At 55.6% G+C, this 14,187-nt stretch carries 11 protein-coding genes; 10 read left to right on the top strand and 1 reads right to left on the bottom strand.

Annotation, left to right across the window (positions count from 1 at the left end; genetic code table 11):
- Nucleotides 1-28: 28 nt before the first annotated feature.
- Nucleotides 29-3,556, bottom strand: coding sequence for a transcription-repair coupling factor (gene mfd, locus D777_RS02175; protein ID WP_036128381.1), 3,528 nt, complete (start codon nt 3,554-3,556; stop codon nt 29-31).
- Nucleotides 3,557-3,716: 160 nt separating this feature from the next.
- Between mfd and D777_RS02180 the strand changes: the two genes are divergently transcribed.
- The 10 genes from D777_RS02180 to sthA all read left to right on the top strand — a co-directional run bounded on the left by D777_RS02180 (nt 3,717) and on the right by sthA (nt 14,181).
- Complete coding sequence (locus tag D777_RS02180) at nt 3,717-5,186, top strand: glyceraldehyde-3-phosphate dehydrogenase (RefSeq protein ID WP_036128383.1); 1,470 nt, start codon at nt 3,717-3,719, stop codon at nt 5,184-5,186.
- A 321-nt stretch (nt 5,187-5,507) separates the two neighbouring features.
- Nucleotides 5,508-6,854 (top strand): Na(+)-translocating NADH-quinone reductase subunit A, encoded by a 1,347-nt coding sequence (locus D777_RS02185; protein WP_036128384.1) that lies wholly within the window; start codon nt 5,508-5,510, stop codon nt 6,852-6,854.
- A gap of 4 nt (nt 6,855-6,858) precedes the next feature.
- Complete coding sequence (locus D777_RS02190; protein WP_036128386.1) at nt 6,859-8,067, top strand: NADH:ubiquinone reductase (Na(+)-transporting) subunit B; 1,209 nt, start codon at nt 6,859-6,861, stop codon at nt 8,065-8,067.
- Nucleotides 8,060-8,863, top strand: a complete 804-nt coding sequence (locus D777_RS02195) for a Na(+)-translocating NADH-quinone reductase subunit C (protein ID WP_036128388.1) — start codon at nt 8,060-8,062, stop codon at nt 8,861-8,863. Before D777_RS02190 ends, D777_RS02195 begins: the two co-directional genes overlap by 8 nt.
- A gap of 2 nt (nt 8,864-8,865) precedes the next feature.
- Nucleotides 8,866-9,531: an NADH:ubiquinone reductase (Na(+)-transporting) subunit D gene (locus D777_RS02200; protein ID WP_036128389.1), complete on the top strand. Its 666-nt coding sequence runs from the start codon at nt 8,866-8,868 to the stop codon at nt 9,529-9,531.
- Nucleotides 9,531-10,139, top strand: coding sequence for an NADH:ubiquinone reductase (Na(+)-transporting) subunit E (nqrE, locus tag D777_RS02205; RefSeq protein WP_036128390.1), 609 nt, complete (start codon nt 9,531-9,533; stop codon nt 10,137-10,139). Before D777_RS02200 ends, nqrE begins: the two co-directional genes overlap by 1 nt.
- Before the next feature lie 37 nt (nt 10,140-10,176).
- The gene (nqrF, locus tag D777_RS02210; RefSeq protein ID WP_036128392.1) at nt 10,177-11,403 is read left to right on the top strand and encodes an NADH:ubiquinone reductase (Na(+)-transporting) subunit F; all 1,227 of its coding nucleotides are present in this window, start codon (nt 10,177-10,179) and stop codon (nt 11,401-11,403) included.
- Nucleotides 11,404-11,412: 9 nt separating this feature from the next.
- The gene (locus D777_RS02215; protein ID WP_036128394.1) at nt 11,413-12,462 is read left to right on the top strand and encodes an FAD:protein FMN transferase; all 1,050 of its coding nucleotides are present in this window, start codon (nt 11,413-11,415) and stop codon (nt 12,460-12,462) included.
- 12 nt (nt 12,463-12,474) lie between these two features.
- On the top strand, nt 12,475-12,723 hold the full coding sequence (nqrM, locus tag D777_RS02220) for a (Na+)-NQR maturation NqrM (RefSeq protein WP_036128396.1): 249 nt from the start codon (nt 12,475-12,477) through the stop codon (nt 12,721-12,723).
- 66 nt (nt 12,724-12,789) lie between these two features.
- Nucleotides 12,790-14,181, top strand: coding sequence for a Si-specific NAD(P)(+) transhydrogenase (gene sthA / locus D777_RS02225; RefSeq protein WP_036128398.1), 1,392 nt, complete (start codon nt 12,790-12,792; stop codon nt 14,179-14,181).
- Nucleotides 14,182-14,187: the final 6 nt, after the last annotated feature.

The raw sequence follows: 14,187 nt of genomic DNA on the forward strand, positions 1-14,187 counted from the left end.
GGGTCTACTCCACAATTGACTCAAGCGTTCATTGGGCGGCAGCGGCCGCGGGTTCTGGTACCAGCTCATTGAGCATGTCGGAAATGCCGTCGAGTTTACCATCGGTTGACGTGTCCTTCAGCCGGAAACGGAAGCTGTTGGCACCTTCGAGGCGGTATTGGTCCGGTGCGGATTGCATTTTCTTAACCAGAATCAGCGGATCCACGGGCGTCGTGTTGCCGAATTCCAGCCTCGCCCACTCATTACCCGCATCAATTTTGACGATGCCGAGGGCTTCAGCGCGAAGCCGGAGTTCGGTCTGCCGAACGAGATTCTTTGTGGATTGGGGTAACAATCCAAAGCGGTCGATCATTTCAACCTGAAGTTCTTTTAATGCGTCCTTGTTGTCCACACTGGCGATGCGCTTGTAGAGCATCAGTCGGTTGTGAACATCTGGCAGGTAATCCTCCGGGATGATCGCCGGGATCCTCAGGTTCATCTCGGTGCCATGGCTCAACGGCAGGTCGGCGTTGGGGGTGCGGCCCTCCCTGATGGCTTTGACGGCTTCATCGAGCAGCTGCATGTACAGCGTGAAACCGATGCTTTCAATCTGACCGCTCTGTTCCTCGCCGAGCAACTCGCCGGCGCCCCGGATTTCCAGGTCATGAGTCGCCAGCATGAAGCCGGCGCCCAGGTCCTGGGCTTCCGAAATAGCATCGAGTCGTTTTTTTGCATCCGATGTCAATGAGCGGGGTGGTGGCGTCAGGAGATACGCATAGGCCTGGTGGTGGGAGCGGCCGACTCGTCCTCGGAGCTGGTGTAGCTGGGCCAGGCCGAACTTGTCCGCCCGCTCGATAATGATGGTGTTGGCGCTGGGGATGTCGATCCCGGTCTCAATGATGGTGGTGCACACCAGTACGTTGAAACGCTTGTGGTAGAAGTCCGACATGATCTGCTCAAGTTCGCGCTCTCGCATCTGGCCGTGAGCAACGCCGACGCGGGCTTCGGGGATCAGTCGGCGAAGATCTTCAGCGGTCTTCTCGATGGTCGCGACGTCGTTGTGCAGGAAGTAGACCTGACCGCCCCGCAGGATTTCCCGGAGAATGGCCTCTTTGACCATAGCCTCTTCGCGCTGGCGAACAAAGGTCTTGACCGACAGGCGGCGGGCCGGAGGCGTGGCGATGATGGAGAGGTCCCGCAGGTGGCCCATGGCCATGTTCAGGGTTCGTGGAATCGGTGTGGCGGTGAGGTTGAGCATGTCTACTTCAGCTCTCAGCGCCTTCAGCTTTTCCTTCTGCTGGACACCGAAACGATGCTCCTCATCGATAATGACCAGGCCAAGGTTCTTGAACTTGATGTCACCCTGGAGCAGCTTGTGGGTGCCGATCACGATATCCGCCTTACCGCTTTCAATGGCTTCCATGGCCTTGGTGGTTTGCCCACCGGTGCGGAAGCGGCTCAGAAGTTCGACATTGACCGGCGTGTCGGAAAAGCGGTCACGGAAGGATTCATAATGCTGTTGGGCCAGCAGGGTGGTGGGTACCAGTACGGCCACCTGCTTGCCGGAATAGGTCGCCATGAAGGCGGCCCGCATGGCGACTTCCGTTTTACCGAAACCCACATCGCCGCAAACCAGGCGATCCATGGGACGCTCGCTGGTCATGTCTTCAATCACCGCCTGAATGGCGACTTGCTGATCCGGCGTTTCCTCAAACGGGAAGCCGGCCGCAAAGGCCCGGTAGGCCTCCTTGGGATCTTCGAAGCTGAAGCCCTTTCTCGCTTCCCGCCGGGCGTAAACATCCAGAAGTTCCGCGGCGGTATCCCGGATTTTCTCCAGGGCTTTCTGCTTGGCGTTGCTCCATTTCTCGGTACCGAGCTTGTGTAGCGGTGCATGCTCCGTGTCATTGCCGGCATAGCGGGAAATCAGGTGCAGGCTGGATACGGGGACATAGAGCTTTGAGCCGCCCGCATACTCCAGCATCAGGAATTCGTTGGATTCATTTTCCACGGTAATGGTTTCGAGCCCGCGGTATCGGCCAACGCCATGGTCGATGTGAACCACTGGGGCACCAATCTTTAGCTCGGACAGATCCCGGAAACCGGCGTCATCGGTTTCTGTCGGCTTATCCCGGCGCCGGCGTTGCAGGACGCGCTCGCCGAAAAGCGCGGTTTCCGTAATCAGGGCAAGGTGTTGGTCGGGCAGAAGAATGCCCTGTTCCATGGGGGCGATGCTGATGCCCAGAGTGCATTGGTCATCGTTCAGGAATGAGCGCCAATCCTCGACGGGGCGTGGCTTGAGCCCGTGGTCTGCCAGGTTTTCGATCAGCGCCTCCCGGCGGCCAGAGGACTCGGCACAAATGAGCACCCGTCCAGAAAAGTCGCCGAGGAATTGTTTGAGGCGGCGCGCGGGTTCCGTTGCCCGTCCGTCCATTGAAATATCTGGCAGTGCCTCGGCGGCGCAGTTAACGGCGCCTCCTCCGCTGGCGGTGTCGGTGAGGGTGGTGACCCTGGGGAATGCTTTCAGGTGTCCGAAAAGCTCGTCCTGTTGCAGAAACAGCTGAGTCGGAGGAAGAATCGGGCGCAGGCGATCGTGTCGGCGATCTTCGTGGCGGTTACGAGTCTCGGTGTCAAACTGGTTTACCGCCTCGTTCAGGCTCTCAGCGGTAAAGACCAACGTCTCGCCTGGCAAGTAATCGAATAGGGTAGCCGTGCTGTCGAAAAACAGGGGCAGATAGTATTCGATACCCGGGGGCGTAATGCCGTGGCTGACGTCCTGGTAGATGGGTGCATCCTTGTCGGCATTCGGGAATTGTTCGAACCACCGGTTCCGGAACCCGGAGCGGGCTTCCTTGTGCCAGGGGAATTCATACGCGGGCAGCAATTCGATGCGTTCGATCTTGTCGATCGAGCGCTGGGTTTCTGGGTCGAATGTTCGCAATGTTTCGATTTCATCGTCGAACAGATCGATCCGGTAGGGGAGATTGGCTCCCATGGGATAGATGTCGAGAATGGCGCCTCGCACGGCATACTCGCCGTGCTCGTAGACGTTGTCGGCGTGTCGGTATCCGGCAGCCTCCAGCTGCATGCGCCAGGAATCGATTTCCAGTGCCTGGCCCACCTCCAGAAGCAGGGTGTTTCCCTGCAGGTAGTCAACCGGAGGTAGGCGATGCATGAGCGTCCGTGCCGGCACCACGAGTACACCGTGTTTAGTGCTTGGCAGGCGATGCAGGGTTCGTATGCGGCGTGACGTTATATCCTGGTGTGGAGAAAACAGATCGTAGGGCAGGGTCTCCCAGTCCGGAAGGGATAAAAGCTCAAGGCCGTCTTCGGTGATTGCCGGCGCGTCTTCGTCCGTCGGCAGGCCCAGGAAAAACCGCATGGCCTGTTCGAGGCGGATTGCATCATTCGTACTTCGGGTGATGACCAGTGTCAGCCCTTCGTGTGCCCTCGCGCTCTCACAGATTGCCAGGGCGTCAGAGCTGCCCTTGAGTTGCCCCCAGGATCGGTGATCCGCCGGTTTTGTCGGGTAGTCCGGGGCGATCAACGGGCGTTGCGAATTCGATTCACCGTGGCTCATGGGCAGTCATTTTCTCCTGCTGTGGGGTCCGGAGTGGAGCGAGGCGCGTATTCTACCGCCGGTTGGTTTCGGTGTCATGGCAGCATGATTTGCCGTCGGGCCGTTTAAGTTGGATAATGTGCGCCCCAAATTATTACCAGTGCTAACAGAGGTCCCAACCGTGAGCCACGAACAGATCAATCAGCACCTGTCTAACTGGACTGAAAGAGAATCCACTGCGGAAGCAATGATCCCGCTGATCGGCCGTCTCTACCGCAAGAATAATGTGGTTACGTCCGTTTATGGTCGAGCCATTATCAATCAGTCGGTCATCGACATTATTCGTGCCCATCGCTTCGTTCGTCAGGTAGAAGACAGTGAACTGTCTGTTCATGACACCATGCCGATTCTTGAGGCCATGGATAAGCTGGACCTCGGCCGTGCTCACGTCGATATCGGCAAGCTGGCTGTCAAATTCAAAGAGGAAGGCGGTGATCTGACTGAATTCCTCAAGCGCGAAATTGGCCCGGTTGTGGGGCAGTACGCTGCCCAGTCAGAAGCGGATGCCAACAACGAAACCAAAGACGTTGTGCTGTACGGTTTTGGCCGTATCGGTCGTCTTCTGGCCCGCATTTTGATCGAAAAGGCGGGCGGCGGTAACAACCTGCGTCTGCGTGCGATTGTTGTGCGTCAGGGTGGTGCTGACAACGATTTGGAAAAGCGTGCCAGCCTGCTGCGTCGTGACTCTGTTCACGGGCCGTTTGATGGCACCATCACCGTCGATGAAGAAAACTCCGCTCTGGTTGCCAACGGTAACTTCATCAAGGTGATCTACTCTGATGGTCCGGACAAAGTGGATTACACCGAGTACGGCATCAACAATGCGATTGTTATCGACAACACCGGTAAGTGGCGTGACGAGGCCGGCCTGGGTCTGCATCTCAAGTCCAAGGGCGTAAGCCGCGTTATCCTGACCGCGCCCGGCAAAGGCGATATCAAGAACATTGTGTACGGTATCAATAACGGCGATATCACCGAAGACGACAAGATCCTGTCGGCCGCTTCCTGTACCACCAATGCCATCACCCCGGTTCTGAAGGCGATCCATGACGAGTACGTCATCGAAGACGGCCACGTTGAGACGGTTCACTCCTATACTAACGACCAGAACCTGATCGATAACTACCACAAGGGCAGTCGTCGTGGTCGCAGCGCTCCGTTGAACATGGTTATCACCGAGACTGGCGCTGCGAAGGCGGTTGCCAAGGCGCTGCCTGAGCTTAAGGGCAAGCTGAGCGGTAATGCGATCCGTGTTCCGACTCCTAACGTGTCCATGGCAATTCTGAACCTGAACCTGGAGAAAGATGTCACCACTGAGGGGGTCAACGACTACCTGCGCGATATGGCTCTGCACTCCGAGTTGCAGAAACAGATCGATTTCGTGAACTCTCCAGAAGTTGTTTCCACGGACTTCGTGGGTTCCCGCCATGCCGGCATTGTTGATGCGCAGGCAACCATTGCCAACGGCAAGCGCGCGATCCTGTACGTATGGTACGACAATGAGTTCGGGTACAGTGCTCAGGTGATCCGTTGCGTTAACCAGATGGCTGGCGTTGAGTACCCGATCTTCCCGAAGCGGGCACGCGACTAAAGTCGTAGAGCCTTTGTGCTGAAGGTCCTTGAAAAACCCCGCCAGCCTCGGCTGCCGGGGTTTTTTACTGCCTAAGAGGTACAAATCTGGCCCGGTTTCTGGTGGAAATAGGATTCCTTAATCTCTATAATTGGCGCGATTTTGGGTATGTCTGGCGCCCAGTTCCTCACCCTTATTCGTGTCGAAAGTCTGATCGCGTGCTGGCGGTTGTGAGTTTCACTGATCTTGAATAGCCATCCGGTCTGAGCCGGGTTAAAGCTGAGGCAATGGGGCCTGACGTTACGAATCCATAGAATAGTTTCTGATGATTGGATGAGGCTAATGATTAAGATCAAAAAAGGCCTGGATCTTCCCATCAGCGGCGCTCCCGAACAGACCATTACAGACGGCAAACCCGTGCGCCATGTGGCGCTGATCGGTTTTGACTACAACGGCATGAAGCCGACAATGGCTGTGAAGGAAGGGGACCGTGTCAAGCGCGGCTCGCTGCTGTTCACGGATAAGAAGACCGAAGGCGTTCGTTATACCTCACCTGCCGCCGGTGTGGTGAAAGAAGTCAATCGCGGTGAGCGTCGCGTGTTTCAGTCTATCGTCATCGAAATCGATGGCGACGACGCAGAAACCTACGCCAGGTACAGTGATGCCGATATTGCAGGTCTTGAGCGCCAGCAAGTGGTGGACAACCTGGTGGAATCCGGCCTCTGGACGGCCTTCAAGACCCGTCCTTACAGCAAGGTTCCGGAAATCGACGCTGCTCCGAACTCCATCTTCGTATCCGTCATGGATACCAACCCCCTGGCTGCAGATCCAACAGTCATCATTGGCGAGAACAGCAAGGCTTTTGAAAAGGGCCTTACCATCATTGCCAAGCTGACCGCAGGCAAGGTGTTCGTGACTGGCAAGCCCGGTGCGAACGTGTCTGTTCCTCAGGCCTCCAATATCGAAGTCCAGCAATTCGACGGTGTTCACCCGGCAGGCAACGTGGGTACTCATATCCACCACCTGGATCCGGTTTCTGTCAGCAAGACGGTCTGGAGTATCAACTATCAGGACGTCATCGACATCGCCAAGCTCTTCGAGACTGGCGAAGTGCCCGTCGAGAGAGTGGTTGCTATCGGTGGCCCCAAGGCTGTCAAGCCACGTCTGGTTCGCACCCGTATTGGTGCCTGTCTGCCTGAACTTCTTGACGGTGAAGTCGAGAATGGGACTGAAGTGCGCGCCATTTCAGGTTCTGTGTTCGGCGGCCGTCGTGGCGATGGCCCCTGTGCTTACCTGGGACGTTACGCCAATCAGGTTTCCGTCCTGGAAGAAGGCACCAAGCGTGAATTCATGGGTTGGTTGTCGCCCGGCGCCAACAGGTTCTCGGTGTTGAATATCTACCTGTCCAAGCTGGCTGGTGGCAAGTTGTTCAACTTCACCACCACCACCAATGGCAGCGAGCGTGCCATGGTGCCGGTTGGTGCTTATGAACAGGTCATGCCTCTGGATATTCTGCCCACTCAGTTGCTGCGTTCCCTGATCGTTGGCGACACCGAAATGGCGCAGAAACTGGGTGCTCTGGAGCTGGACGAAGAAGATCTGGCGCTGTGCACGTTCGTGTGCCCGGGCAAATATGAATACGGTCCGATTCTCCGCGAGAATCTGACCCGAATCGAGATCGAGGGCTAACGCGATGGCTATCAGACAGTTTCTCGATGGAATCGAGCACCACTTTGAAAAAGGTGGCAAGTATGAGCGCTGGTATGCGCTTTACGAAGCCGTAGATACTATTTTCTACACTCCGGGCAAGGTTACCTCAACCACGGCTCATGTACGCGACGGTGTTGATCTGAAGCGCATCATGATCACGGTGTGGATGTGTACCTTCCCGGCCATGTTCTTCGGTATGTGGAACATCGGCTACCAGGCAAACAGCTTCCTGGCCGCCAATCCTGATGCCCTCGTTGGCGACGGTGGTCTCCGAACAGCGTTTATTCAAGCGCTTGCGGTGACTGGTGCCGGTGCTGGCGCCTGGGATAACTTTGTATACGGCATGGCGTACTTCGTACCCATTTACTTTGTCACCTTCGTGGTTGGCGGTTTCTGGGAAGTGCTGTTCGCGACGGTTCGCCGTCACGAAGTGAACGAAGGCTTCTTTGTAACGTCAGTGCTGTTTGCACTGATCTGCCCGCCCACCATTCCGTTGTGGCAGGTGGCTCTGGGTATTACCTTCGGTGTTGTGATTGGCAAGGAAGTGTTCGGCGGTACTGGCAAGAACTTCCTGAACCCGGCACTGAGTGGTCGTGCCTTCCTGTACTTCGCCTATCCGGCTCAGATTTCCGGGGATACCGTCTGGACCGCAGTCGATGGCTTCAGTGGCGCGACAGCCCTGAGCTGGGCCGCATCCGGTGGTGTGGAAGCCCTGCAGAACCAGATTGGCTGGATGAACGCATTTATGGGCACGATTCAGGGCTCCATGGGTGAAACCTCCACTCTGGCGGTGTTGATTGGCGGAGCCATCCTGCTGATGATGAAGATTGCCTCCTACCGCATTGTCGGTGGTGTGCTGATCGGCATGATTGCCACGTCGTTGCTGTTTAACGCGATTGGATCTGACACCAATGCGATGTTCGCCGTACCGGCTCACTGGCATCTGGTCATGGGTGGCTTTGCCTTTGGCATGATGTTCATGGCAACGGATCCTGTGTCTGCCGCGATGACCAACACCGGTCGCTGGTGCTTCGGCATTCTGGTGGGTGTCATGACGGTACTGATCCGTGTGGTTAACCCGGCGTTCCCGGAAGGCATCATGCTGGCGATCCTGTTCGCTAACCTGTTCGCACCGCTGATGGACCACTTTGTGGTTCAGGCCAACATCAAACGGAGGCTTGCTCGTGGCTAAAGCTAAAGAAACTGTCTCCAGAACGGTTATTGTTGCCCTGGTGCTGAGTGTTTTCTTCTCAGTCATCGTATCCACCGCGGCCGTGTCGCTGAAACCGCTTCAGGTCAAGAACCAGACCCTCAACATGAAGATCAATATCCTCGCGGCCGCCGGTATGCTCCCGGATGGCGCGAGTCCGACGCAGGTTGAGGATGAGTTCTCGAAGTTTGAAGTGCTGCTGGTCGACCTTAACTCAGGTCAATACGTCGAGCCGTCTGCGGTAAACGTGGAAGACCCGATGAAGTACGATATGTACAAAGCAGCTTCCGATCCTCAGCTTTCAGAGGCGATTCCGGGCGATCAGGATCGAGCGAGCATTAAGCGTCGTCCTGACGTTGCTCGAGTGTTTGTCCTGAAAAACGGTGACGAACTGCAAAAAGTGGTTCTCCCGATCCATGGCTATGGCCTGTGGTCAACCCTTTACGGCTTTGTGTCGTTGAAGGGCGATGCCAACACCATCGAAGGTCTCGGCTTCTACCAGCACGCGGAGACACCGGGTCTGGGTGGTGAAGTGGATAATCCCCGATGGAAGGCGCTCTGGGAAGGTAAGGTTGTCTATGGTGACGACATGACCAAGCCGGAGATCCAGTTGGTTAAAGGCGGTGTCAGCCCCGATGCGAAGGATAAGGAGCACAAGGTTGATGCTCTGTCCGGCGCAACGCTGACCAGCCGTGGTGTGGAAAACCTTGTCAATTACTGGTTGAGTGACAGCGGTTACGCCCAGTATCTGAAAAACCTGCGTCAAGGGGAGGCCTGATCATGTCGACTGCATCAGCCAAACAGGTTCTGTTTGAACCGATTTTCAGTAACAACCCGATCGCGCTACAGATTCTTGGTATCTGTTCAGCTCTGGCGGTAACCGCCAGCCTGAACGTAACCATTGTCATGTGTCTCTCCGTGATCGCGGTAACTGCGTTTTCAAACCTCGCGGTATCCCTGATTCGTAATCAGATTCCGGGCAGCATCCGGATCATCGTTCAGATGACTATCATTGCCTCGCTGGTCATCGTGGTTGACCAGCTTCTCAAGGCGTATGCCTACGAGATCAGCAAACAGCTGTCGGTATTCGTTGGCCTGATTATCACCAACTGTATCGTTATGGGACGCGCTGAGGGCTTCGCCATGCAGAACAGCCCGGGCATGAGCTTCCTTGACGGGATCGGTAACGGCCTGGGCTATTCCGTCCTGTTGTTGTTCGTTGGCTTCTGGCGCGAGCTGTTCGGTTCCGGTTCCCTGTTTGGTGTCACCATCCTGTCTCCGGTTAACGAGGGCGGCTGGTACGTTACTAACGGTCTGTTGTTGCTGCCGCCGAGTGCGTTCTTCATCATCGGGCTTGGCATCTGGGCACTGCGTACCTGGAAGCCGGATCAGGTCGAAGAGCCGGATTACAAAATGTCAGCTCATAAAGTCAGGGAGGCCTTCTGATGGAACATTATCTGAGTCTTCTGGTTAAGGCTGTTTTTATTGAAAACATGGCGCTGGCCTTCTTCCTGGGGATGTGTACGTTCATTGCAATCTCCAAGAAAGTAGAGGCTGCCATTGGTCTCGGTATCGCCGTTATCGTGGTACTGACCATCACCGTTCCGGTTAACAACCTGATCTACAACAACGTGCTTCGCGAAGGTGCGCTTGAGTGGGCGGGTATGCCGAACACGGATCTTAGCTTCCTCGGGCTGATTACCTACATCGGTGTAATCGCTGCCATCGTACAGATCATGGAAATGGTGCTGGACAAGTACATTCCCGCGCTGTACTCGGCATTGGGTGTTTTCCTGCCATTGATCACCGTTAACTGCGCCATTATGGGTGCGGCGCTGTTCATGGTAGAGCGTGATTACAACTTCGGTGAGAGTGTGGTTTACGGTTTTGGTGCCGGTCTCGGTTGGGCGCTTGCCATCGTAGCCCTGGCGGGTATCCGCGAGAAACTGAAGTACAGCGATGTACCTCCGGGCCTGCGTGGCCTGGGTATCACGTTCATTACTGTTGGGCTGATGTCCATGGGCTTTATGTCCTTCTCGGGCATCTCTCTCTAAGGCATCCGGTGATTCGGTTTAACGAAAAGGCGAAACCATGAGTACAGAGATCATTCTTGGTGTAGTCATGTTCACCGTTATCGTGCTGGCGCTGGTCGCAGTTATTCTTGCGGCCCGTTCCAAGCTGGTAAGCACCGGTGACGTGACAATCGAAATAAATGACGACCCCGAGCACGAACTGAAAACCAGTGCCGGTGGAAAACTTCTTGGCACCCTGGCAAATAACGGCATCTTCCTGTCATCTGCCTGTGGTGGTGGCGGTACCTGCGCCCAGTGTAAGTGTAAGGTTCTGGATGGTGGCGGCGCTATGCTGCCCACGGAAAAAACCCACTTCACCAACCGTGAAGAGAAGGAAGGCTGGCGCTTGTCCTGTCAGGTTCCTGTCAAACAGGACATGAAGATCGAAGTGCCGGAAGAGTTCTTTGGTGTGAAGAAGTGGGAATGCGAAGTCGTGTCCAACCACAACGTCGCTACCTTTATCAAAGAGCTGGTTCTGAAGCTGCCTGAGGGCGAGGAAGTGGACTTCCGCGCTGGCGGTTACGTGCAGCTTGAGTGCCCTCCGTACGAGATCAACTTCAAGGATTTCGATATCGAGGAAGAGTTCCACGAAGACTGGGACAAGCACGATATCTGGCGCTACAAGGCTGTAAACAAAGAAGACACCATCCGGGCCTACTCCATGGCGAACTATCCGGAAGAAAAGGGTGTTCTCAAGTTCAACATCCGTATTGCCACGCCGCCTCCAGGAACGGATCATCCGCCGGGCATCATGTCCAGCTACGTGTTCAACCTGAAGCCGGGTGACAAGGTCACTGTGATGGGGCCGTTCGGTGAGTTCTTCGCCAAGAAGACCGACGCCGAAATGGTATTCATCGGCGGTGGTGCGGGCATGGCGCCCATGCGCTCCCACATCTTTGACCAGCTCAAGCGCCTGAACTCCGATCGCAAGATCAGCTTCTGGTACGGTGCTCGAAGTGTCCGCGAAATGTTCTACGTGGAAGACTTCGACATGCTGCAGGAAGAGAACGAGAACTTCGAGTGGCATGTGGCGCTCTCCGATGCGCTTCCTGAGGACAACTGGGAAGGCCCGACAGGCTTTATTCATAACGTACTTTATGAGAACTACCTGAAGGATCACCCGGCACCTGAGGACTGTGAGTTCTACATGTGCGGGCCTCCGATTATGAACGCGTCCGTCATCAAGATGCTCAAGGATCTTGGTGTTGAGGACGAAAACATCATGCTGGATGACTTTGGAGGTTAATCGGCTCCAATGACATCCCGCATGCATGAACCCGTCAGGGTGGTTCTGGCCAGCATCCTTGTGATGCTGGTCGTTACCGCCCTGGCGGGTTGTTCGTTTAAGCCCGAGGAAAAAGTCTGGGAAATTTCCGGGCCAGTCTTCGGCACCTCATACCACATCAATGTCGTATTGACCGACGATCCCGAACGGCTTGAAAATCTGGCATCAGGTATTGAAGCCGAGCTGGAGAAAGTCGACGCCGCCATGTCCACCTGGCGAGACGACTCTGAACTTTCTGCCATCAATCAGCACGCTGATCAGACCGACTGGATTAACCTGTCAGATCCGCTATACGAAGTGCTGACCAAGGCTGTGGAAGTTTCGGAACTCACGGGCGGCGCCTTCGATATTACCGTAGGGCCCGTCGTCAATCTGTGGGGGTTCGGACCGCGGGCCAGGCCGGAAACAGCGCCGACTGATGAGGAGCTTGCAGAGATGCTCTCCCGCATTGGCTATGACAAACTCGAATTAAAGGAAGCGCCAAAAGCCCTACGCAGCGATATTCCCCAATACATCGATTTGTCGGCGATTGCCAAGGGGTATGGTGTGGATGTTGTGTCCCGCTATCTCCAGAAGGAAGGGGTAACAGCGTATCTGGTGGAGATCGGTGGTGAAGTGCGCGTCAATGGTCGCAAGCCTGATGGTAGCGCGTGGCGCCTGGCAATAGAGCAGCCTGTGTCAGAAGGGCGCCAGGTTAATCGCGTCGTGGCGCTCGAGCAGCGTGCAATGGCGACGTCTGGAGACTATCGTAACTATTACGAATCGGAAGGTCGGCGCTATTCCCATACAATTGATCCATCTACGGGTAAACCGATAACCCACAACTTGGCGTCGGTGACGGTTATTGCCGGTGACTGCATGACTGCGGATGCCTTGGCGACCGGATTCAATGTTCTCGGCTATGAGCGTGCAAGCGAGCTTGCAACCCGAGAGAACATTCCGGCCTATTTCATAGTCCGGACGGACGACGGTTTTGAAACTCATCAGACACCGGCGTTTTCGTCTTTTGTTACCCAATAGGGGGAGGGCAACATGAGTACCTTTTTTCTGGTTCTGGCGATTGTAATCCTGCTGGTGGCGGGAATGTCTATCGGCGTTATCTTCGGTCGCAAGCCGATCAGCGGCACCTGTGGCGGTATCGGTGCTCTTGGAATTGATGCGTCCTGCGAAATCTGTGGCGGCAACACCAAGAAGTGCCAGGAAGAGAATGAGCGGCTGGAGAGTGAAGGAAAAGGCGCCAGGGATCTTGCCTACGACGCCAGCAATGCCGACCAACGTTGATTTCGGACACCTATAACCAAAATTAAAATCCAACATTTACGACGTAGATAAGGAGTTACTGCGGGCATGGCAGAGCATCATTACGACGTCGTCGTTATCGGCGCTGGTCCTTCCGGTGAAGGTGCGGCGATGAATGCGACGAAGCACGGTAAGCGTGTCGCGATCATCGAAGACAAACCCACCGTCGGGGGTAACTGCACTCATTGGGGGACTATCCCCTCCAAGGCCCTGCGTCACTCGGTCAAGCAGATCATTACCTTTAACACGAACCAGATGTTCCGTGATATTGGCGAGCCACGCTGGTTTTCGTTTCCCCGGGTCCTCCAGAATGCCCAGAAGGTAATTGGCAAGCAGGTAAAACTGCGAACACAGTTCTACGCCCGAAACCGGGTCGACCTGATCAACGGCCGGGCGTCGTTCCTCGACAGTAACCGCCTCGAAATTCGCGGCAACAAATCTGTAGAGGTTCTGCACTTCAAGCAGGCGATTGTTGCGACCGGCTCACGCCCGTATTTGCCGCCCGATGTAAACTTCCGTCATCACCGTATCTATAATTCCGACACCATTCTTAATCTGTCCCACACCCCGCGGACACTGATTATCTATGGTGCCGGGGTCATTGGTTCGGAGTACGCGTCTATCTTTGCCGGTCTGGGTGTCAAGGTCGACCTGATCAACCCGGGCAGCCGCCTGCTGTCGTTCCTGGATGACGAAATTTCGGACGCATTGAGCTACCACCTGCGTAATAATGGCGTTCTGGTTCGCCATAATGAGCAGTACGAGTCAGTGGAGGGAGACGATCACGGTGTTGTTCTCTCGCTCCAGTCCGGCAAGAAAATTCGTGCTGATGCATTCCTGTGGTGTAACGGCCGTAGCGGCAATACCGACAAGCTGGGCCTTGAGAACGTCGGGCTTGTTCCAAATGGCCGGGGGCAACTTGCGGTCGACGAGCACTATCGGACCGAGGTGGAACACATCTATGCAGCGGGTGACGTGATCGGCTGGCCAAGCCTTGCAAGCGCTGCCTACGATCAGGGACGCTCCGCGTCGTCCGATATCGTCAAAGATGATTACTTCCGTTATATCTCCGATGTGCCGACTGGTATCTATACCATCCCGGAGATCAGCTCTGTTGGTAAAACTGAGCGTGAGCTGACTGAGGCTAAAGTGCCGTATGAAGTTGGTCAGGCCTTTTTCAAGGACCTTGCGCGGGCTCAGATCACCGGCGAAGCGGTGGGGATGCTCAAAATCCTGTTCCACAGAGAAACCCGAGAGCTTCTTGGAATCCACTGTTTTGGAGACCAGGCTGCGGAAATCGTCCACATCGGTCAGGCGATCATGAACCAGGAAGGGGAAGCCAATACCCTGAACTACTTTATCAATACCACGTTCAACTACCCGACCATGGCGGAAGCCTACCGGGTAGCTGCGTTGAACGGCCTGAACCGGATCTTCTGATCCGGT

The sequence above is a fragment of the Marinobacter nitratireducens genome (assembly GCF_000708045.1).
Taxonomy (GTDB): Bacteria; Pseudomonadota; Gammaproteobacteria; order Pseudomonadales; family Oleiphilaceae; genus Marinobacter; species Marinobacter nitratireducens.

Coding starts and splice junctions, on each gene's coding strand:
- D777_RS02185 (WP_036128384.1), top strand. CDS start 5,508: ATGATTAAGATCAAAAAAGGCCTGGATCTTCCCATCAGCGGCGCTCCC.
- nqrE (WP_036128390.1), top strand. CDS start 9,531: ATGGAACATTATCTGAGTCTTCTGGTTAAGGCTGTTTTTATTGAAAAC.
- nqrM (WP_036128396.1), top strand. CDS start 12,475: ATGAGTACCTTTTTTCTGGTTCTGGCGATTGTAATCCTGCTGGTGGCG.
- D777_RS02200 (WP_036128389.1), top strand. CDS start 8,866: ATGTCGACTGCATCAGCCAAACAGGTTCTGTTTGAACCGATTTTCAGT.
- D777_RS02215 (WP_036128394.1), top strand. CDS start 11,413: ATGACATCCCGCATGCATGAACCCGTCAGGGTGGTTCTGGCCAGCATC.
- mfd (WP_036128381.1), bottom strand. CDS start 3,556: ATGAGCCACGGTGAATCGAATTCGCAACGCCCGTTGATCGCCCCGGAC.
- sthA (WP_036128398.1), top strand. CDS start 12,790: ATGGCAGAGCATCATTACGACGTCGTCGTTATCGGCGCTGGTCCTTCC.
- nqrF (WP_036128392.1), top strand. CDS start 10,177: ATGAGTACAGAGATCATTCTTGGTGTAGTCATGTTCACCGTTATCGTG.
- D777_RS02190 (WP_036128386.1), top strand. CDS start 6,859: ATGGCTATCAGACAGTTTCTCGATGGAATCGAGCACCACTTTGAAAAA.